Source organism: Streptomyces avidinii (assembly GCF_014650695.1).
GTDB lineage: Bacteria > Actinomycetota > Actinomycetes > Streptomycetales > Streptomycetaceae > Streptomyces > Streptomyces avidinii.
In genome coordinates this window covers 494,689-512,984 of sequence record NZ_BMVL01000001.1, presented here as the reverse complement: position 1 = coordinate 512,984, position 18,296 = coordinate 494,689, and the positions used below count along the sequence as shown (strand labels likewise).

Annotated in this window: 22 protein-coding genes and 1 tRNA gene; 9 read left to right on the top strand and 14 right to left on the bottom strand. The window is 68.4% G+C overall.

Annotated features, from left to right (window positions below; translation table 11 throughout):
* Nucleotides 1–33 precede the first annotated feature (33 nt).
* The 3 genes from IE257_RS02405 to IE257_RS02395 are packed head-to-tail and all read left to right on the top strand — an operon-like array spanning nt 34 to nt 4,129.
* Nucleotides 34–2,646, top strand: coding sequence for a phosphoribosyltransferase (locus IE257_RS02405; protein WP_189964004.1), 2,613 nt, complete (start codon nt 34–36; stop codon nt 2,644–2,646).
* Nucleotides 2,643–3,473, top strand: a complete 831-nt coding sequence (locus IE257_RS02400; protein ID WP_189964002.1) for an HAD family hydrolase — start codon at nt 2,643–2,645, stop codon at nt 3,471–3,473. The genes IE257_RS02405 and IE257_RS02400 overlap by 4 nt, the downstream gene beginning before the upstream one ends.
* A complete protein-coding gene (locus tag IE257_RS02395; RefSeq protein ID WP_189964000.1) occupies nt 3,470–4,129 on the top strand; it encodes an O-methyltransferase in 660 nt (219 codons plus the stop codon). The genes IE257_RS02400 and IE257_RS02395 overlap by 4 nt, the downstream gene beginning before the upstream one ends.
* 75 nt (nt 4,130–4,204) lie before the next feature.
* On the opposite strand, the gene IE257_RS02390 is transcribed toward IE257_RS02395, so the two are convergent.
* The 3 genes from IE257_RS02390 to IE257_RS02380 form a co-directional block, all read right to left on the bottom strand.
* The gene (locus IE257_RS02390; RefSeq protein ID WP_189963998.1) at nt 4,205–4,423 is read right to left on the bottom strand and encodes an FmdB family zinc ribbon protein; all 219 of its coding nucleotides are present in this window, start codon (nt 4,421–4,423) and stop codon (nt 4,205–4,207) included.
* A 159-nt stretch (nt 4,424–4,582) separates the two neighbouring features.
* Nucleotides 4,583–5,140: a DUF4383 domain-containing protein gene (locus IE257_RS02385; RefSeq protein WP_189964762.1), complete on the bottom strand. Its 558-nt coding sequence runs from the start codon at nt 5,138–5,140 to the stop codon at nt 4,583–4,585.
* A 307-nt stretch (nt 5,141–5,447) separates the two neighbouring features.
* Complete coding sequence (locus IE257_RS02380) at nt 5,448–6,692, bottom strand: coiled-coil domain-containing protein (protein WP_189963996.1); 1,245 nt, start codon at nt 6,690–6,692, stop codon at nt 5,448–5,450.
* A gap of 105 nt (nt 6,693–6,797) precedes the next feature.
* Here IE257_RS02380 and IE257_RS02375 point away from each other — a divergent pair.
* Nucleotides 6,798–6,872: transfer RNA gene (locus tag IE257_RS02375), tRNA-Val, on the top strand.
* A gap of 68 nt (nt 6,873–6,940) precedes the next feature.
* Here IE257_RS02375 and IE257_RS02370 read toward each other — a convergent pair.
* From IE257_RS02370 to IE257_RS02320, 11 genes are all read right to left on the bottom strand, one after another.
* Nucleotides 6,941–8,095 (bottom strand): tyrosine-type recombinase/integrase, encoded by a 1,155-nt coding sequence (locus IE257_RS02370; protein ID WP_189963994.1) that lies wholly within the window; start codon nt 8,093–8,095, stop codon nt 6,941–6,943.
* Nucleotides 8,095–8,283: a helix-turn-helix domain-containing protein gene (locus IE257_RS02365; protein ID WP_189963992.1), complete on the bottom strand. Its 189-nt coding sequence runs from the start codon at nt 8,281–8,283 to the stop codon at nt 8,095–8,097. The genes IE257_RS02370 and IE257_RS02365 overlap by 1 nt, the downstream gene beginning before the upstream one ends.
* Entirely contained in the window at nt 8,280–9,671 is a 1,392-nt protein-coding gene (repSA, locus tag IE257_RS02360; protein WP_308277853.1) for a replication initiator protein RepSA, read from the bottom strand. Before repSA ends, IE257_RS02365 begins: the two co-directional genes overlap by 4 nt.
* A complete protein-coding gene (locus IE257_RS02355; RefSeq protein ID WP_189963990.1) occupies nt 9,668–9,853 on the bottom strand; it encodes a hypothetical protein in 186 nt (61 codons plus the stop codon). Before IE257_RS02355 ends, repSA begins: the two co-directional genes overlap by 4 nt.
* An 89-nt stretch (nt 9,854–9,942) precedes the next feature.
* Nucleotides 9,943–10,269, bottom strand: a complete 327-nt coding sequence (locus IE257_RS02350; RefSeq protein WP_189963988.1) for a SpdD protein — start codon at nt 10,267–10,269, stop codon at nt 9,943–9,945.
* 22 nt (nt 10,270–10,291) lie between these two features.
* A complete protein-coding gene (locus IE257_RS02345) occupies nt 10,292–10,450 on the bottom strand; it encodes a hypothetical protein (RefSeq protein ID WP_107084747.1) in 159 nt (52 codons plus the stop codon).
* Between the two features lie 17 nt (nt 10,451–10,467).
* On the bottom strand, nt 10,468–10,659 hold the full coding sequence (locus IE257_RS02340) for a mobile element transfer protein (RefSeq protein WP_189963986.1): 192 nt from the start codon (nt 10,657–10,659) through the stop codon (nt 10,468–10,470).
* Nucleotides 10,660–10,668: 9 nt separating this feature from the next.
* Nucleotides 10,669–11,331 (bottom strand): DUF2637 domain-containing protein, encoded by a 663-nt coding sequence (locus tag IE257_RS02335; protein WP_189963984.1) that lies wholly within the window; start codon nt 11,329–11,331, stop codon nt 10,669–10,671.
* Nucleotides 11,332–11,409: 78 nt separating this feature from the next.
* Nucleotides 11,410–12,741: an FtsK/SpoIIIE domain-containing protein gene (locus IE257_RS02330; RefSeq protein ID WP_229920099.1), complete on the bottom strand. Its 1,332-nt coding sequence runs from the start codon at nt 12,739–12,741 to the stop codon at nt 11,410–11,412.
* Between the two features lie 29 nt (nt 12,742–12,770).
* Complete coding sequence (locus tag IE257_RS02325; protein ID WP_189963982.1) at nt 12,771–13,109, bottom strand: SCO3933 family regulatory protein; 339 nt, start codon at nt 13,107–13,109, stop codon at nt 12,771–12,773.
* Nucleotides 13,110–13,248: 139 nt separating this feature from the next.
* A complete protein-coding gene (locus IE257_RS02320) occupies nt 13,249–14,028 on the bottom strand; it encodes a GntR family transcriptional regulator (RefSeq protein ID WP_189963981.1) in 780 nt (259 codons plus the stop codon).
* Between the two features lie 18 nt (nt 14,029–14,046).
* On the opposite strand from IE257_RS02320, the gene IE257_RS02315 reads away from it, so the two are divergent.
* The 5 genes from IE257_RS02315 to IE257_RS02300 all read left to right on the top strand — a co-directional run bounded on the left by IE257_RS02315 (nt 14,047) and on the right by IE257_RS02300 (nt 18,125).
* Nucleotides 14,047–14,517: an NUDIX hydrolase gene (locus IE257_RS02315; protein WP_189963978.1), complete on the top strand. Its 471-nt coding sequence runs from the start codon at nt 14,047–14,049 to the stop codon at nt 14,515–14,517.
* A 179-nt stretch (nt 14,518–14,696) separates the two neighbouring features.
* Nucleotides 14,697–14,879, top strand: coding sequence for a hypothetical protein (locus tag IE257_RS02310; protein ID WP_189963976.1), 183 nt, complete (start codon nt 14,697–14,699; stop codon nt 14,877–14,879).
* A 503-nt stretch (nt 14,880–15,382) separates the two neighbouring features.
* Complete coding sequence (locus tag IE257_RS02305) at nt 15,383–16,147, top strand: hypothetical protein (protein ID WP_189963974.1); 765 nt, start codon at nt 15,383–15,385, stop codon at nt 16,145–16,147.
* The gene (locus IE257_RS39270; protein WP_372453025.1) at nt 16,144–16,368 is read left to right on the top strand and encodes an ABC-three component system middle component 6; all 225 of its coding nucleotides are present in this window, start codon (nt 16,144–16,146) and stop codon (nt 16,366–16,368) included. The genes IE257_RS02305 and IE257_RS39270 overlap by 4 nt, the downstream gene beginning before the upstream one ends.
* Nucleotides 16,369–16,379: 11 nt before the next feature.
* The gene (locus tag IE257_RS02300) at nt 16,380–18,125 is read left to right on the top strand and encodes a DUF2326 domain-containing protein (protein ID WP_189963972.1); all 1,746 of its coding nucleotides are present in this window, start codon (nt 16,380–16,382) and stop codon (nt 18,123–18,125) included.
* Nucleotides 18,126–18,296: the final 171 nt, after the last annotated feature.

The window sequence follows — 18,296 nt, the reverse complement described above, 5'->3', positions numbered from 1 at the left end:
GAGCGGAAGCCGGCGGCGCCACGGACAATGACGATGACGAGGAAAGGCAAGACGATCGAAGCGGTGTGGTCGGGTACCTGGGTCGCGGACCGGCTGGGCGTGAGCCTGGAGGACTCCGGTGGGGGTCCGCGGCTGACAGAGCTGCTCGGACTGGCCCTGCGGCGCAACCCCAAGCGCGCCCACCTGCTCGTCTCGCAGGTGCTCGGCAAGCACGTCCCGCAGTCCCCGGAGGTCGTGTACGCGGCCGGCTTCGGACTCGGCGAACGCGTCCGGGACCTGCTCGGCGAGGACGGGGCCGCGACCGCGGTGGTCCTCGGCTACGCCGAGACCGCCACCGGGCTCGGCCACTGCGTGGCCGACGGCCTGGGCCCGGCCCCCTACCTGCACTCCACCCGCCGCCCCGTGCCGGGCGTGGAACAGGCCGGCGGCTTCGAGGAGGCGCACTCGCACGCCACCTCGCACCTGCTGCTGCCCGAGGACCCGCGGCTGCTCGCAGGCAGCGGGCCCCTGGTCCTGGTCGACGACGAGTTCTCCACCGGCAACACGGTCCTGAACACCATTCGCGACCTGCACGCACGCCACCCCCGCTCGCACTACGTGGTCGTCGCCCTCGTCGACATGCGCTCCGCCGCCGACCGGGACCGGCTCACCGCCTTCGCCGCCGAGCTGGGCGCCCGCGTGGACCTGATCGCCCTCGCCTCGGGCACCGTGTCCCTCCCGGACGGCGTCCTCGCCAAGGGCCGGGCCCTGGTCGAGGAGTACGAGGCGCAGCCCGCGCCCGGCCCCGCCCTGCCGGGCCGGGCGGCACCTGCGGGCGGCCCGCAGCGGCCGACCCGCGTGGACCTGGGCCCGTACTGGCCGGCGGGGGTCCCCGACGGCGGCCGCCACGGCTTCACCGCCGCGCACCGAGCCCGGCTGGAGGAGGCCCTGCCGGCCCTCACCGGCCGGATCGCCGCCGCGCTCGGCGACGCCTCCCCGGCGCGGATCCTCGTACTCGGCAACGAGGAGCTGATGTACGCGCCGCTGCGCCTGGCCAAGGCCCTGGAGGAGGCGGGGGCGGCCTCCGAGGTCCGCTTCTCGACCACCACCCGCTCGCCCGTCCTCGCCGTGGACGACCCCGGCTACGCCATCCGCACCCGGCTGGTCTTCCCGGCCCACGACGCCCCGGCCGACGGCCTCGGCGACCGCTACGCCTACAACGTCCACCGCACGGACGGCACCGGCTTCGACGCCGTCGTTGCCGTCGTGGACTCGGCCGGGGACACCCCCGAGCTGCACACGGGACTGCTGGCGGCCCTCGCCCCGCACACCGGCCGCGTCGTCCTGGCCGTCGTCCCGTCCTACATACCCGACCGGCGGGAGCCGAAGCCGATCATGACCGAGCCCACCGAGCCCACCGAGCGCACCGAGCGCACCGAGCGCACCGAGCTCATGGAGCCCACCGAGCTCATGGAGCCCACGGAGCTCATGGAGCAGCCCACCGCGCGCGAGCTCACGGAGCCGACCCTGCGCGAGCCGCTGCGCGGCCCCGCCTTCTCCTCGTACGCCGCCGAGGACGTCGGCTGGCTGCTCCAGGACCTCTCCGACATCGAGCTGGAGGCACCCACGGAGGAGCGCGAGGAGGCGATCCAGGCCGGTGGCGCGCACTACGCCGAGTCCCTGCCCGTCGAGTACCAGCCGTCCCCCCAGTACCAGGAGCTGTACCGGAGCGCCCTGGCCACCTCCGCCGTTCGCGTCGCCCGGGCCGTCGGCACGGTCACCGAGACCGTCCTCGCCGAACGCTCCCCGTCCCCGGTCCTGGTCTCCCTGGCCCGCGCCGGCACCCCCGTCGGCGTACTGATGCGCCGCTGGGCCCGCGCCCGCCACGGCCTGGACCTGCCGCACTACGCCGTTTCCATCGTGCGCGGCCGCGGCATCGACGCCAACGCCCTGCGCTGGCTGGCCGCCCACCACGACCCGGCCGACGTCGTCTTCGTCGACGGCTGGACCGGCAAGGGCGCCATCACCCGCGAGCTCAAGGTCGCCCTGGAGGAGTTCCCGGGCTTCGACCCGGAGATCGTCGTCCTGGCCGACCCCGGCTCCTGCGTGCCCACGTACGGCACCCGCGAGGACTTCCTGATCCCGTCCGCCTGCCTCAACTCCACCGTCTCCGGTCTCATCTCGCGTACCGTGCTGAGGTCCGACCTCGTCGGTCCCGCCGACTTCCACGGCGCGAAGTTCTACCGCGAGCTCGCCGGGGCCGATGTCTCCGTCGAGTTCGTCGACACCGTCGCCGCCCACTTCGACGAGGTGGCCGAAGCCGTCGACGACGAGGTGAAGGAACTCCTCGCCGCCGACCGCACGCCCACCTGGGAGGGCTGGGCGGCCGTCGAACGGATCAGCGAGGAGTACGGCATCCACGACGTGAACCTCGTCAAGCCCGGCGTCGGCGAGACCACCCGCGTCCTGCTGCGCAGGGTGCCGTGGAAGATCCTGGCGCAGCGCGGCGCCGGGGCCGACCTGGACCACGTACGGCTGCTCGCCGAGCAGCGCGGCGTACCGGTGGAAGAGGTCGACGGCCTGCCCTACACGTGCGTAGGCCTCATCCACCCCCGATTCACGCGCGGCGCCACCGGCGCCGACGGAAAGGCTGTGGCCTCGAAGTGACTGTCCTCGTAGCCAGTGATCTCGACCGTACGCTCATCTACTCGACGGCCGCCCTCGGTCTGACCATGCCCGACCCGGTGGCCCCGCGGCTGCTGTGCGTCGAGGTCCACGAGAGCAAGCCGCTGTCCTACATGACGGAGACGGCGGCGGAACTGCTGGCGGAGCTGACGGCCGACCCCTCGGTGGTCTTCGTCCCCACCACCACCCGGACCCGCAAGCAGTACCAGCGCATCCGCTTCCCCGGCCGCCCGGCCCCGTACGCCATCTGCGCCAACGGCGGGCAGCTCCTCGTCGACGGCGTACCGGACCGCGACTGGCGGCGCCAGGTCGCCGCGCGCCTGGCCGAGGAGTGCGCCCCCCTGGAGGAGGTGCACCAGCACCTGCTGTCCACCGCCGACCCGGCGTGGCTGCGCAAGGCGCGCCTGGCGGAGGACCTCTTCGCGTACCTCGTCGTCGAGCGAGCCCTGGTCCCGGACGAGTGGGTGAAGGCCCTGTCCGAGTGGGCCGAGGCGCGCGGCTGGGCGGTCTCCCTCCAGGGCCGGAAGATCTACGCCGTCCCGCGCCCGCTCACCAAGAGCGCGGCGATGTACGAGGTCGCCCGCCGGACCGGAGCCACCACCACCCTCGCCGCCGGCGACTCCCTGCTCGACGCGGACCTGCTGCTGGCGGCGGACGCCGCCTGGCGCCCGGGCCACGGCGAACTGGCCGACGCGGCCTGGACGGCGCCGACGGTGACCGCCCTGGCCACGGCGGGCGTCCTGGCGGGCGAGGAAATCGTGCGCGCATTCGCCCGGGAAGCCGCCCGACTCGGCAGACTGGACGCATGACCAAGGGCAACAGCACCAAGATCACCGACGAGCTCTACCGGTACATGCTCGACCACAACCCCCCGCTGGACCCGGTCCAGCGGGGGCTCGTGGCGACGACCTACGCCAAGTTCCCCGACGTTGCCGGGATGCAGTCGGCCGAGGAGCAGGGCCCGCTGCTGGCCTTCCTGGTCCGGCTGACCGGCGCCCGCCACATCGTCGAGGTCGGCACCTTCACCGGCTTCTCGGCCCTGTCGATGGCCCAGGCACTGCCCGCCGACGGCCGCCTCATCGCCTGCGACGTCTCCGAGGAGTGGACGGAGTACGGCCGGCAGGCCTGGGAGGAGGCGGGCGTCGCGGACCGCATCGAGCTGCGCATCGCACCGGCCCTGGAGACCCTGCGCGCCATGCCCACCGAACCGCACATCGACATGGCGTACGTCGACGCGGACAAGGAGAGCCAGATCGCCTACTGGGAGGAGCTGGTGCCGAGGCTGCGTCCGGGCGGCCTGATCGTCACCGACAACACCCTGTACCACGGCACGGTGCTCGACGAGTCGGCCACCGGTTCGGCGGCCGGCGTCCGCGCCTTCAACGACCATGTCTCGGCCGACGCGCGCATGGACTCCGTCCTCCTGGCGATCTCGGACGGCCTGACCCTGTCGCGCAAACGCTGAGGTTCCGGCCGCCGGCGTTCCCGCCGCCGATGTTCCCGCGGCTGATGTTCCCGACCGCCGGCCCGGGCTGTGGGCTCAGCCGCAGCCGCCACCACCGCAGCAGCCGCCCCCGCCGCCACCCATCGCGGGCGCGGGGGCGCCGCTGCTCGCGCCGCCCACGGCCACGGCGGACAGCAGCTTCACGGTGTCGGCGTGTCCCGCCGGGCAGTCGGCGGGCGCGGAGGACTCGGCCATGGGTCGGCTGACCTCAAAGGTGTCGTCGCAGGTCCGGCAGCGGAATTCGTATCGAGGCATGCGCACAGGCTAAGCGGGCCCGGCCGCCGCGCGCTACGTACGGCGCGGCCGGGTACGGCGGCCAGGTACGGCGCGGGCATGCACGGCGGCCGGGTACGGCGCGGCCACGCACGGCGACGACCACGCATGCCGGCTACGTCCGGCGGCCAGGCGCGGCGGCTACGGACAGCGGCCGTGCATGACCGGCGCCCGCCCCGGAACGCGTCGCGCCCGGTCCTCCCGGGCCGCCTGCTCGGGGTGGCGTGCACGCCAGTACGGATTGTCGTGCGGCAGGGCGCTTCCCACCCGCCCGTACATCCCGAACCACATCAGCATCACACCGACGACGAAGCTGAACAGGACGTTCTGGATCCGGAAGGCCAGGAAGTTCAGCCCCGTGTCCAGCAGCGCCAGATTCACGAAACCGCTCGCAATGAACAGCACGCCCAGCACGATGTTCAGGGTCGAGGCGAAGGTGCCGCCCACCACCATCCCGAAGAACAGCAGCGCACCGATGCAGATCGACAGGACGCTCAGCGCCCCATTGGTGTTGAGCGCGAGCACCGTGTCCCCGCCGGTGTCGAAGAACCCGATCTGATTGATCAGCCCCAGGATCCCGAACACCACCAGGAGCAGGCCGGTCAGACCCGCCCCGACCCGGTACACCTGGCTGAGCTTGTGGTCCGTGGGCAGATGATCGTCGAGCCGGGCGTTGACCGGATGCAGCGCGCGCTCCATGCGGCGGGAGACCGTGTCGGCGAAACGCGGTGGAGCAGGGGCATCGGGATCGGGCTCGTGGGCCACGTAGGGCGCGTAATGCTCGTGCGGCTCGGTGCACCCGTACGCCGCGTGAGCCACGTAGGGCTCATGCGCCGCGGGAGGCTGGTGGGTGGTGTGGGCAGCCATGGTGCCCTCCTCTGCTCCGTTCCCGGCACCTCCCAGCATCCGTCGCCGGACGCCACGAAACAAACGGGGGCCGCTCACGGAACGCCGCGGGCCCAACCGGCAAGATCAGCCAGCCCTGCCCTCAGCCGTTTCCGCGGTCCTATCCGTGGCCGCGTTCCGCCCGGATCCCGCTCACCACCCGGTTCACGGAACCCCGTACGTCCTCCATCTCCAGCAGGAACGCCCAGTAGTCGGGGTGACGCCCCTCCAGAGCCTCCAGCGCCCGGCCCACCCGGGCCACCGCATCGTCCAGCGGCCGCGCGTGCCGCGGATCCGGCACACTGCGCCCCGCCATCGCCAGCCGCTGCGCGTCCCGGATCGCGAAGCGGGTCCGGTCCACTTCCGCCTGCGGGTCCCGCGCCACCGCCTCCAGCCGCGTCAGGCGGTCCTGCGCCGCCGACACCGCCTCGTCCGTCGCCTCCAGCGAGCCGCGGACCGCCTCGATCAGCTCCCCCACATCGGCCCAACGCTGCTCGTCCCGGGCCCGGCCGGCCTCCCGCAGCTGCTCCTCGGCCCGCGCCACGTCCCGTACCGCCTGGTCCGGCACGTGCTGCAGGTCCTGCCAGCAGGCCGCACTGAACCGCCGGCGCAGCTCGCTGAGCACCGGATCCACCCGGTCCGCCCGGTTGCGCAACGCCTGCGCGCGCGTCCGCAGACTCACCAGCCGCCGGTCGATCTCCGCCGCCCGCTCGGGCAGCCGCGTCACCTCGGCCCGTATGGCCTCGGCGTCCCGCAGAATCCGGTCGGCGCGCTGCACCGTCTCCTGCACCCCGTGCTGGGCCGCGCCCTGGTTCAGCTTGGTCAGCTCCGGGCCGAGCGCCGCCAGCCGCGCCGCCAGATCATCGGCCCGCATCCCCTTCGCCCGTACGGCGTCCAGCGCGTCACTGGCCCCGATCAGCGCGGCCTTGGCCCGCTCCCGGGCCGGCGCGACCCGCGCGAGCTGCGTCTCGGCCTTGTCCAGCAGCGGCTGCAGCCCCTGCGCGAACCGCTCCAGTTCCCCCTGTACGCGCACCAGCTCGTCCCGCGCCCGGGTCAGCTCGTCCCGGGCACGCGTGGCGACCGAAGCCTCCAACTCGGCCCGGTCCAGGTCGTGCGCGTCGACCGCCTGGATGTAGACGTGACTGACCTGGTCGATCCGCTGCCCCAGCGCGGCGAACCCCTCGGTCGCCTGCCGCGCGGCGGGCGACCCGTCCGCCGCGGCGATCGTCTCGATCGAGATCCGCAGATCCCGCTGCGCCGTATCCAGCTCGTAGAACGCGGCTGCGGCAGCATCCTTCGCCGCCTGCGCATCCGCCCGCCGACTCTCGTCCCGCCCACCGAACCACCGCCGGGATGCCGTCGTCACAATCCCTCTCCCGTACCGTGTCCGCCATGCCCCGATCCATTCTCCCCCACGGGAACGGGTTTGCGTGGGGGGTGTGCCCGCCATGTAGGCTGTCCACTCATCCACGGGTGCGTAGCTCAGGGGTAGAGCGCTGCTCTTACAAAGCAGATGTCGGCGGTTCGAAACCGTCCGCGCCCACCAGCACAAAGGCCCCCAACCGATCACGGTTGGGGGCCTTTGACATCTACATCTGACATCAACGGATGCAGTCAGGAGCGGTCGCGCCGGGTCCTGAGCAGGCGATCCATGTGCCCGACCGCCTCTCGCTGCGTGTCCTGGACGACGTGCGCGTAGACGTTCATGGTCACGGCGATCTGGGAGTGTCCCAGGATCTCCATCACGACCCGGGGCGGAACGCCGGCGGCGGTCAGCAACGTCGCGGTCCCATGCCGCGCGTCGTGCAGCCGGATCACCCGGAGCCCGGCGTCCTTGGCCACTCGGGTGAAGGACCGGTAGACGTTCCGCGGCTCGATGGGTCGCCCGGTCCGGGTGGTGAACACGTACCCGGTCTCTTCCCACTTGGCGCCGGCGGTTTCCCTCATAGCGGCCTGCCGCATCCGCTGCCAGCGCAGAGGAGCGATGCAGATCCCGGGCAGCGGCAGGGTCTGCCGACGCCGCCGCCCCTTGGGGTCGTCCTCGTAGGACTCGCCACGAACGCGCTGCCTCTGACTCCGAACCCGGACCTCCCGCTTGTCAAGGTCCACGTTCTCCCACCGGAGCCCGACGAGCTCACCCCGCCGGAGGCCGAGGGCGATGGCGAGGACGAAGGCGGGGTACAACGGGTCCTTGCGTGCGGCGGCTAGGAAGTCGAGGGCCTCGTCCAGCTCCCACGGCGACATCTCCCGAACGTGCACCTTGGGCGGCTCGACGAGCGACACCACGTTCCGGCTGACCAGTTCCTCCCGACAGGAGGCGGCGAGGGCCGTACGCAGCACCCGATGCGACTCCTTGGCCGTCGCCGCGCTGGTCTGCTTCTGCAGCTGCACCAGGGCCCTGCGCACGTCGGCGACGCTCAGGGACTCCAGCCGTTTCGTGCCGAGCAACGGCACGAGGTACAGCCGGACATGAGTCTCGTACTTGGCGTACGTCGTGCGCTTCCGGTGTGGCTTGACGATGTGGTCCAGCCAGTACGGCAGCCATTCGGCGAGCTTGGCCGACCGGGTGGGCACGGGCACGCCCTGGTCCACCTTGGCGAGCAACTCGCGGCGCTTGGTGTCGCACTCGGTCCAGGTCTTGCCGTAGGCGAACTTCCGGGCGCGGCTGCCGTCGGGCTGGAGGACGTACACGGCAGCCATGTAGCGACCGTCCTTGCGCTTGGTGATGGTGCCGGCGCCGTTCGGGTTGCGCTTGCGCGGGGCGGCCATCAGGCAGCCTCCTCAATCTCGTGGTCGATGAACTCCCGGACGGCGTCAGCGGGGATGCGGCGGGCCCGGCCGATGGTGATGGACACGAGCCGCCGGGATCGGATGAGGTCGTAGACGGTTGAGCGCCCGAGCTTGAGCAGCTCCATGACCTCGGGCACGGTCAGCAGTTCGGCGGTGGCAGTGGTCATGACGCGGCTCCTTCCACGGCGAGTTGGTCGGGCAGGGCTTCGCGGGCGGTCTGGCGGTTGAGCTGGATGTCCCGGGCGATGCTGGCGGCCAGGACGGATTCGCCGGGGGAGTGGCCGTGGCCCGCGTACTGCCAGGAGGCGAGGACGAGGACGGTGTCCGGCTCGATGTCGCCGAGGCCACGGGCTTCGCGTTCCTGAGCGGCGCGGTAGTCGGCGCGGGTCTGGCGGAGGGCGCCGAGGGTGGTGGAGTACTGGCGGGACTTGGTGGAGAAGTGGCCGCGGAAGCCGAGCATGTGCGACCAGGCGGCGAGGCGGCGGTCCGGGTAGAGCGGGTCCAGGTCTAGGCAGGCTTCGATCAGGCGGGCGGTGTGGCCGGGGACGTCGAGGAGGACCAGGGCCTCGCGGTTGCCGATCCGGCGGTCGAGGGTGCCGGTGTTCTCGGCGGCCTTGGTGGCGTACTTGGCGACATATGAGGCGACGGCCTGCTCGGTGATGTCGGAGCCGTTACCGAAGGCCTTGATGGGCCGCACGTCGAGCTGCGCGCCCCACCGGAAGGTGCGAGCGGGTTGGTCGGGGGCGGCCGGGACCGTCACCGAGGTGTACGTGTGGGCTACGGCGGCCCGGATCGAGCGGTCGAGGAGTTCCGTGCTGGCCCAGAAGGGCGGCGGGCTGGATGGTCCGGCGGGTCCGTCGATGCGGATCACGGCGTGGAAGTGGATGGCGCCGCGCTTTTGGAACTCGGCGACCTTGCCGTAGGAGATCCGGGCTTCCTCCTTCAGCTCTCGCTGGGTCAGTCCGGCGTAGGCGGCGATCTCGCGGCGCAGCCGGGTCGTGAAGCGCTGCCATAGCTGTCCGGCGTGGTTGTTGAAGAGGACGGCGGCGGCGTAGTCGTAGGTGGTCGGGTCGAGGGCGGTGCCGAGTTCGGCGGCGTCCTCCTGGTGGTGCTTGCCGCAGCGGCACGGTCGGCCGGCGGGGCGGTTGTGGACCGGGCCGAAGGACGGGGCGGTGAGGGTGGCGAAGACGCGGGGGTGTTCGCGGACGGTGGCGGGGATGTCGCGGCGATCGTCTCCGGCGAGCCCGGCCCGGATCAGGTGGTACGTGTCCCCGGCGTAGGTCCACGCGCATGCGGGGCAGCGAGACGCGCGGCGGTTGCCGCAGGCGATGCGGAGGCGTGCGCCGGGTTCGTTCTCGGTGGAGTACCGGTGCAGGAGCTCGCCGGAGGTCTTGTCCTTGGCGACTGTCCAGCCAGTGACGTGAATCGGGTCGGAGCAGCCGCCGGTGCGGCGGATCTGGTCTTCCCAGCGGGCGTAACCGGGAGCCCCGGCCACCTTCAGCATGTCGCCGAGGAGGCCAGGGTCCAGGTCCGAGAGGGTCGCGGGGTTGGTCACGCCGTCACCGTCCGGCGAGGGCGGATGGAGCGGCGGTTGCCGGTGCCGTGGCAGGCCGGGCAGTGGGCAGTGATGGTGCGCAGGGCGTCGGTACTGTCACGGCCGCCGAAAGTGATCTTTACGGCGGGGAAACCATCGCAGTCGGGGCATACCTCGGCGGGCGCAACGGTGGGCTGGGACATGATGGTGCTTCCTTCCGGTTCGTTGGATCGGGCAGGAGCGCGGCGCCGGGACGGCGGAAACTTGGCGGTTGAGGCCGTCCCGGGGCCGGTCAACGGCTCTTGAACTCCTGGCGCAGGGCGCGGACGAGGAAGAGCAGGACGACGCCGCTGGTGGACAGGGCGACGGCGGTGACCGCGACGGCCAGAAGCAGCGAGACGGCGACGGAGGCCAGGGCAAGGACTCCGGCGACTCCGCCGGCGGCGAGAGCGAGCGCGGTACCGGGCGAGTTCTGGACCAGGCCACCGAGGGCAGTCGAGGACTTCCTGTGTACCGGGGCCGGGGCCGGGGCCGACTCGGAGTGCTCGACGAGCGCCGGGGTCGGGCGGATGGTCGCGGGGGTGTACCTGTCGGGGCTGGGGTACTTGGGCTTGAACATGGCCGTTCTCCTTCCGAGGCGGTTACTTGTTGATCGCGGTGTCGATGGCCGGGGCGAGGAAGCTGTCCGCCAGGAGGAAGCCGCCGAGGAGGATCACGGCGACGAGCCACCAGGGCGGGCGGATGAGCTTCACGCCGAGCACTCCGACGGCGAGGAGGGCGAACCAGAGCGGGACGTCCATGGCGTTGGCCTTTCGGGTCAGCTGACGCGGCAGCGGTGGGAGCGGGCGGCGAGCTGGGCGGCGGTCGAGGAGCTGTAGTCGGAGGACCAGCCGCAGCCGTCGGTGGTGCAGACCGCGGCGTCCTTGTTGCGGCCGTGGCGGTCGCGGTAGGTGCCGATCTGGACGGGGCCGATCTTCATGAGTGAGCGGAAGTTGATCCGGGCGGGCATGGGATCTCCTCAGGTGAGCTGGGCGGCGATGGCCTCGGCCATCGGGGGCGGTACGCCGAGCCGGGCGCGCAGCGTGTCGGTGTCGATGTCCGAGCCGGTACGGGTGCGGTGGTCGGCGGCGATCTTCTGGGCGTGGGCGACGAGCGCGGGCGGAGCGGTGACCGCAGGCGCGGCAGCGGGCGGTGCTGGGGGCGGGGCGGGCAGAGCCGGGACTGAGTCGGCCTGTACGCCGGGTTCTGTCTCCCGCTCGACCACGGGCTGGGGCGCCGGGGCGGGCTCCGGATCCGGCTGGTGGGGCGACGTAGGCCGGTGGACCAGGAGCGTGCCGCCGAGGAAGGCGAGCGCGGGCCAACCAGCGACGAGGATCCGGAGCCAGTCCGGGACGTCGCCCAGGTCGAGGAGGCCGGCGGTCGCGACGTTCGCGCCGAGCGAGGCGGCGAGGGCGACCGCGAACCAGGACCAGGCCGACCGTGAGGGCTCCCCCGCGTCCCGCAGGGTGCGCAGGCGGTGCCAGGCGGCGACGAGGAGCAGATCCACGCTGACCGGGTAGGCCCAGGCCTTCCAGCCGTCCTGTCCGGCGGCTTCGGCGAGGTCGTGAAGGTGGGCGAAGGAGAGGGCTCCGGCGATGACGGCCTGCACGAGGACGGCGTCCGGGCGGACCAGCCGAGTCATGGTCTTCACCTCCTTTCAGGCAAGGGGTGGGTAGGGACCTGGCGCGATGAGGCCGCGCCGACCGAGTGGGGCGAGTGATCAGAAGGCAGGTGCCGACGCGGTCTTCGGCTGGACCTTGCCGACGAGGACGCGGGCCGGGAGCGCCGGCCGGAACGGCTCCAGCTCCGGGATTTCCGGGGTGCGGTGCGCGTGGGCGTTGCAGATGTCCACGGCCTGTCGCAGCGTCGTGTGTGGGGCCCGGATGCGGCACCAGCCGCCGGAAGAGTCACCGGCCACGGCGCTGCCGGGGCGATCCTTGTCGATCTGTACGGCGGCGAGGACGGCGTCCGGGGAGATGTCTCCGAAGGCCATGTTCGCCGAGGTCTCGTCATTGACGCGGTGGGCTGTACGGCCGGTGAGCTGGGCGCGGAGCATGGTGATGCCCTTGCCGAGTTCGGAGCCGAAGCGTTGGCCGCAGATCTCCAGGTGAATGCCGGCGGCGCGGCCGAGCTGAGCGAGGCGGACAAGATCCGTCACGATCTGGTCCCGCCGGATCTCCTCCGTCTTGTTCGCGGCGAGGGCGAGTTCCGCGACCTCGTCCACGAGCAGCACAACGGGGACGGGGCGAAGGTGCGCGGGCAGGTCCCAGATATCGGCGGTGATCTCGGCATCGGGCAGGTCGATGCTGATGCGCTGCTCGGCGCGGATGACCTCGTAGACCCTGCCCATGTACTGGACGAGGGCGGCCAGCAGTTCAGCCGCCTCGGCGGGATTGTCGGCAAGGGCGGTGAACCGGCGCGCCAAGGGCGAGAGTTCCACGCCGTTCTTGCAGTCGATGCCGACGAGCGCGACCCTCTGCGACGCCAGCCCAGCCACCAAGGTGCGCTGGTACACAGACTTCCCCGACTTGGTCGCCCCGACGTTCAGGGCATGTGGGACCTGCCGATAGTCCCGGTGATGAACCTCCCCGTCCTCCCGCAGGGCCACGGGAACCCGCAGCACCTCGGGGGGCGGATTTGCTGGCATCCGCACCCGCTTGAGTACGTCGTATCCGGTCATCCGCAGCTCGACGACGCCGGAGCGGACCTCCCGCGAGACGACGTTGTGCAGGGTGAAGGAGTGCCGTAGCCGGTCGGAGGAGGCGGAGAAGTCGAACGCGTCCTGTCCGGGCCGCAGTTTCAGCCGTAGGACCAGGCCGGTCGAGGTGGGCCGCAGCCGCAGAATGCGCGGCGAACGGGCCTCAGGCACGGGCCGGTTGGCGACCCGGGCGAGTGCCAGCCTCCAGCGGGAGGGCGGGACGGTGAGTCCGCAGGCGTCCATCACCGAGCGGTAGCGGACCAGGACCCGGATGGTCGCGCAGGTAACCCCGAAGGTCATCCAGTACCAGGTGGGCCGCAGCCAGCGCAGTATGAGCGCGGTCACGAGGAGCACCGGCAACGTGACCCATAAGACGGCCACGGTCAGCTGACTTTCGCGAGTGAGGTGACGGCGACGGCGCGGAAGCTGATCCCGTGGCGCTTCTGACCGTTGAACTCGTTCTCCCACGGACGGGCGACCAGGCCGGTCAGCGCGACCGGGGTACCCATGGCCAGCTCGCCGGAGATGTCGGGCTCCGCGACGGTCACGGAGATGACCTCGGCGTTGCCGTTCATCACGAACAGCACGTCGACGGTCATGAGGCTGCTGCCGCTCTCGTTGTCGACGGCGACCTGACCGGTCTTCTTGTCGCGCATCTTGAGCTGCGGGGGCTGGGCGACCATCACGGTCGCGCCGGTGGTGTCGACGGGAATCTGACGCACAGAAGATCACTCCTCTATAGAGGTTCGACTCCGTCACTCATGTATATGAGTGACATGAAGAAGAGTGCCTGACTCCTATACATGAGTCAACCCGCTACGAAGAGAAACTCGCAGCGGGCTGGGGGGAGTTGAGCGGACGTCAGTCGCGCGCAGGAATCCGGTACTCGAAGACGAACTGGTCAGCGGCCATGAGGGTGTCGCAGACCTCCACCACTCGGCCTTCCTCCGTGACCGCGTTGCGCAGCAGATGCACCACCGGGGCGCCGGGGCTCAGTGACAGCTCGGTTGCTTCGGCCTTGGAGGCCGGCCGGGCTTGGAGCGTCTCCACGTACTCGGCGAAGACGTGACCGTGATCCTCCAGCCGTGCGTAGATGCCGCCAGGGCCGGGATTCTCGGCGAACAGCTCCGGGATGTCCTTCACCACGTCCCACGGCAGGTATGAGCTCGCCGTCTCGACCGGCGTGCCGTTCCGGAAGTACAGCCGACGCCGGGCGAGCACCTGAGTCCCCTCGGTAACACCGAGCCGCTCGGCAATCTCTTCCGGCGCTTCCATGGGCCCGATGAAGAGCACGCTCACCTTGGCCTCGGCCCCGGACTGCGCGGACTCCGCGAGGTAGGCCGCCCTGCCCTCCTGCCGGTGCGTACGCCGGAAGCGGTCGGAGGACCGGTGCCGTACCGGCGGCCGGGCCTTCACGAGCGACCCCTTGCCATGCCGCGTCTCCACCAGGCCGCTCGCGCGGACCTCCACCATGGCCTTACGGATCGTCCCGCCCGCGACGCCGTAGCGCTCCACGAGCTCGGACTCACTCGGCACCATGTCGCCAGGACCTAGCACTCCGGCCCGGATCTGCTGAACGATGTCGTCGGCGATCTGCACGTACCGAGGTACGGCCCTGCCACCTCCTACTGCGGTTCCCATAGTCCTTCTCTTCCTCCTATGCTCCTGTACATGAGTACGGGTTCCCCGCAGGACAAGTCAACGCCACTGCACTCCGTGTCCGTAGCCGGGGCAGTGCTGCGCGAGGACGGCCGACTCCTGGCGATCCGTCGAGCGGATAACGGGACTTGGGAACTGCCGGGCGGAGTCCTCGAACTCACCGAGTCCCCGGAGGCCGGCGTCCGCCGCGAGGTCCTGGAGGAGACGGGCATCGAGGTCGAGGTCAACGAGCTCACAGGGGTCTACAAGAACACGTCGCGAGGCATCGTCGCCCTGGTCTTCCGCTGCAAGCCATCCGGCGGAACCGAGCGCACCTCGGAGGAATCGACCGCGGTTGCCTGGCTCACCCCGGCAGAGATCTCCGAACAGATGGCCGAGGTCTTCGCGATCCGCCTCCTGGACGCCCTGGACGACGCAGGCCCCCATGTCCGAAGCCACGACGGCCGCCACCTTCTCAGGGCATCAGCATGACGGCCTCACCCCAGAAGAGGCCTGCACCCAGACCGGTAAGCGAGCTGCGCGACGTCTACGACTTTCTGGACGAAGTCCGACTGCGGTCAAGCATGTTCCTGCGCCGATCTTCTCTCCTGGATCTTCAGTCGATCCTTTACGGGTACCGCGTCGCCTCGGAGATACACGGCGCTCTGAGCATGACGGACTTCGAACACTTCGGACCCTTCAGCGAGTGGCTGTGGCCTCGACTCGGCATGCGATACGCCAGCGCGCTGGGCTGGGCCGTGGAGATCGAGCGGGCAGCCGAAGCGGCGGGTACACCGGCCGTAGACCTGTTCTTCGAGCTCGTCGACGAGTTCCGCGCCGAGCCGGTGCGGTAAGACTTTCCCTACTTCATCAAGGCACCCGCCGCGCACGCGCGGCGCGCGCGGCCCGTCGCCCGGGCCTGCGCTCCTGTCTCCGCCCCGCTCCAGCCCGACCGTCGGCCGCACGCCTACGGCTCGGGTTGGTGGTGGAGAAACCCTCTGTGGCTGGGGCGGTCGGCTCCACGGCTTTACCCACCTCCCCGGTTCGGGTCCCGCGTCGAGCAAGACCAGGGGGCCACTCGATCACATTGCGGTCAGGCCCAAAGACCTGACCGAGTTGCCAACTAGCGTACGGCCCCCTGATCATGCTCGACCCCAAACCGGGCAGGACACCGGCCAAAGCCGCTCCGCCGACCTAAGTTGCCCAGCGCGTTGCACTTGAGTGCTCCGGTTCACCCGCCCATCCGCAGACCGGACTGCACAGCACTCCTATGCACTCGTCAGAGGGTTGGAGTGGCCCTGATCTGGCATCGGACAGCCCGCGAACATAGCCTGTACGTAGCAAAGTTGGGGGGAGCATGGCATCAAGGTCCTACACCGAGCAAACGATCAAGCAACTGTTCGGCTCCGCTGCCGGCCGCTGCGCGTTTCCGTCATGTCGAAGGAAACTGATCCATCCCGCTACGGAACAAAGCACCACCACCATAATCGGCGACATTGCACACATCTTGGCTTTCTCGGACGAAGGCCCGCGCGCCGACTCCACCGTGTCCGACAAGGACAGGAATTCCTTCGAGAATCTACTACTCTTGTGCGCCGCCTGCCATCGACTCGTGGACGGCCAACCGGACGATTACCCTGACGATACGTTAAGAGCCATGAAGAATGATCACCTCGACTGGGTGGACAGGAATCTTGAGAATGAGATGAGCGACATCAGGTTCCCCGAGCTTGAGGTAGTGTGCAAGCGGATCATTTCCAGCGAGCTCGCAGATTCGACGGCCTTCAACTCGCTACCCCCTCGCGACAAAATCGACCTGAATGACCTCGGTCCCAGCAGCTCAAAGAAGATAACCATGGGACTTATGCAGGCTCCACTTGTAGCAAGCTACCTGCAGAGCATGGTCACTCACGTCGATCCAGATTTCCCTCCCAGATTGATCGCAGGGTTCCGACAAGAGTACGACAAGCATCGGAGCACGGGCGTCAAGGGCGACGGCCTCTTTGTCCTCTTGGAGCATTTTGCTGCCGGAGGTTCGACAGACTTCGAGCGCCACGCAGCCGGCCTGGCCGTGCTTGCCCACCTGTTCCAGGTCTGCGACATTTTCGAGACCACACCATGATTGCACCCAATAAGTACGTCAACACAAAGAACTCGATCCTAGGCCAGGCGAGTTCCATCCTCGCATTGCGAAAGAACAGTACGACAGTCTCATCACTGTGGGATGAGGTACGAGAAATAGGAGATGACATCTCTTACGAGAGGTTCATTCTCTGCCTCGACTTCTTGTACACCGTCGGAATTGTAGACCTGGACAAAGGAACCCTGTCATGGCGTCACTAAAAATCAGGAAGGTGAGCGCCAACAAGGAGTCATTCCGGGAGGTAGAATTCACGGATGGCCTCAACCTGATCATCGCCGAGAGAAGTGAAGCCTCCACCGATCGCGACTCGCGAAATGGGGTCGGCAAGAGCACCCTTGTCGAGATTATCCACTTCTGTCTCGGATCTTCCGTGACACAGAAGAATATCATTCACCAGCTCCGTGACGACGACTGGGAATTTTCCCTTGGCCTGGAGTATGGAGATTCCATCTTCACCGTACGGCGATCCCTGAGTAAGGCAACTGCCGTAGTTCTGACCAATTCGGCGCGCGATTTGCCGTTGATGGATGCAGTCAAGGTCTCCCTGAATGGCGAGATCGAAATCTCCACTAAGACCTGGAAGGATATTCTCGGCCAAATCTGTTTCGGCCTCACAGAAGAGACCGCTACAGAGAAGTACGCGCCGACGTTCCGCTCACTGGTCTCATACTTCGCCCGGTCTGGCCGGGATGCCTACCTGGATCCATTCACGACATCCCGCCAAATCCGCAGCTACCAGAAGCAGGTCTACAATGCATTCTTGGTTGGACTGAATTGGCGGCATGCATCGGAGTGGCAGGTACTGAAAGACCAGGAAAAGATGGTTCGGACGCCGTCGCCAGACTCCGCACTACAGAAGCGCTCTACGCTAGCCGCATTGGAAAATGAGCAGGTTAGGCTTATTGCGGATCAGCAGCGTCTACGCAGTCAAGTGGCAGAATTTCGAATCGTTCCAGAATATTCAGCAGTTGAAGACCAGACTCGACTCCTCACAACCGAAATGCGCGAACTTGTGAACGAGTCGAGTATCCTCACACAGAAGATCTCAAGATACGAACAGCAAATGTCTTCAGAGTCGGCCGGGGAGATCAGTCGAGTCAAGGACATCTACAACGAAGCGGGGCTACTGTTCCCCGACAGCTTGAGCAGAGATCTCTCTGATGTTATTCGATTCCACAACGAAGTGACGACGCATCGCAAGGAGTACCTGCAAAACGAGATCGTCCGCCTCCGAACGCGGGCTAGCGCGATTACCGACAGGCTCAACCTCCTAGATAATCAGCGCGCAGAACTGATGCGACTTCTCAATGAGGGCGGCGCAGTCGAGGACCTGGGCCAGCTCCAGTTTCGCCTGGGACGAACACAAGAGCGTCTCGAAGAAATTGAAAAAAGAATCACCAGCCTGGAAAGTTCAGCCGCCAAAGAAGCAACAGTTGCGTCGGGTCGCCAGGCTCTGCTCAGCCGTGCGCTATTGGATCGATCGGAGCGGCGACCGAAATGGTCGGCGGTTACTTCTCGATTCGTCGAGGTAACCCAGTATCTTTATGGCCAACCTGGAGAGATTAACTTCGGCTTGAACGAGAACGGATTCATCTTCGAGACGAAGATGCAGCGCCGTGGCTCAAATGGGGTAGACCTGATGGGGATCTACTCCTACGATATTTCGCTTGCACAAGTCTGGCAGGGAGCAAAGCGGAGGGCTGGGTTCCTGATCCACGACAGCCTGCTGTTCGAAGGTGTCGATGAACGCCAGATCGCCCTTGCACTGAATTACGCAAAGCAGGGTAGTGAGAATCTGAACTTTCAATACATCGCACTCATTAATAGCGACAATCTGCCACTCACGGATCTCCACGAGATCGGACTCCGATGGAAAGATCATGTGAGGTTGCAGCTGGGAGACTCGCGACCGGAAGACACCCTGCTCGGATTTCGGTTCGGCCAAACCCCATCCTGATCAAATTTCGGCGAGCGATTCCCCGCCGACGGCCCACCGAAGCTCGCAGCCCAACGGTAGACGGCAACACAGGCAACCCAATCAGTCAGCGCGCCCTTAAGCGGAGGTATTCGGCAGTCGAAACCGTCTGAGCCAGCGAAGAGCGGCCCCGCAAAGCTGGGGGCCGCTCCG

What these genes read in the sequence shown, in the direction of transcription:
- IE257_RS02395 (WP_189964000.1), top strand. Translation starts at nt 3,470, where the DNA reads ATGACCAAGGGCAACAGCACCAAGATCACCGACGAGCTCTACCGGTAC.
- IE257_RS02335 (WP_189963984.1), bottom strand. Translation starts at nt 11,331, where the DNA reads ATGACTCGGCTGGTCCGCCCGGACGCCGTCCTCGTGCAGGCCGTCATC.
- IE257_RS02345 (WP_107084747.1), bottom strand. Translation starts at nt 10,450, where the DNA reads ATGGACGTCCCGCTCTGGTTCGCCCTCCTCGCCGTCGGAGTGCTCGGC.
- IE257_RS02370 (WP_189963994.1), bottom strand. Translation starts at nt 8,095, where the DNA reads ATGGCCGCCCCGCGCAAGCGCAACCCGAACGGCGCCGGCACCATCACC.
- IE257_RS02310 (WP_189963976.1), top strand. Translation starts at nt 14,697, where the DNA reads ATGACGGACTTCGAACACTTCGGACCCTTCAGCGAGTGGCTGTGGCCT.
- IE257_RS02355 (WP_189963990.1), bottom strand. Translation starts at nt 9,853, where the DNA reads ATGTCCCAGCCCACCGTTGCGCCCGCCGAGGTATGCCCCGACTGCGAT.
- IE257_RS02365 (WP_189963992.1), bottom strand. Translation starts at nt 8,283, where the DNA reads ATGACCACTGCCACCGCCGAACTGCTGACCGTGCCCGAGGTCATGGAG.
- IE257_RS02320 (WP_189963981.1), bottom strand. Translation starts at nt 14,028, where the DNA reads ATGGGAACCGCAGTAGGAGGTGGCAGGGCCGTACCTCGGTACGTGCAG.
- IE257_RS39270 (WP_372453025.1), top strand. Translation starts at nt 16,144, where the DNA reads ATGATTGCACCCAATAAGTACGTCAACACAAAGAACTCGATCCTAGGC.
- IE257_RS02385 (WP_189964762.1), bottom strand. Translation starts at nt 5,140, where the DNA reads ATGGAGCGCGCGCTGCATCCGGTCAACGCCCGGCTCGACGATCATCTG.
- IE257_RS02340 (WP_189963986.1), bottom strand. Translation starts at nt 10,659, where the DNA reads ATGCCCGCCCGGATCAACTTCCGCTCACTCATGAAGATCGGCCCCGTC.
- IE257_RS02405 (WP_189964004.1), top strand. Translation starts at nt 34, where the DNA reads ATGACGAGGAAAGGCAAGACGATCGAAGCGGTGTGGTCGGGTACCTGG.
- IE257_RS02350 (WP_189963988.1), bottom strand. Translation starts at nt 10,269, where the DNA reads ATGTTCAAGCCCAAGTACCCCAGCCCCGACAGGTACACCCCCGCGACC.
- IE257_RS02315 (WP_189963978.1), top strand. Translation starts at nt 14,047, where the DNA reads ATGCTCCTGTACATGAGTACGGGTTCCCCGCAGGACAAGTCAACGCCA.
- IE257_RS02305 (WP_189963974.1), top strand. Translation starts at nt 15,383, where the DNA reads ATGGCATCAAGGTCCTACACCGAGCAAACGATCAAGCAACTGTTCGGC.
- IE257_RS02390 (WP_189963998.1), bottom strand. Translation starts at nt 4,423, where the DNA reads ATGCCTCGATACGAATTCCGCTGCCGGACCTGCGACGACACCTTTGAG.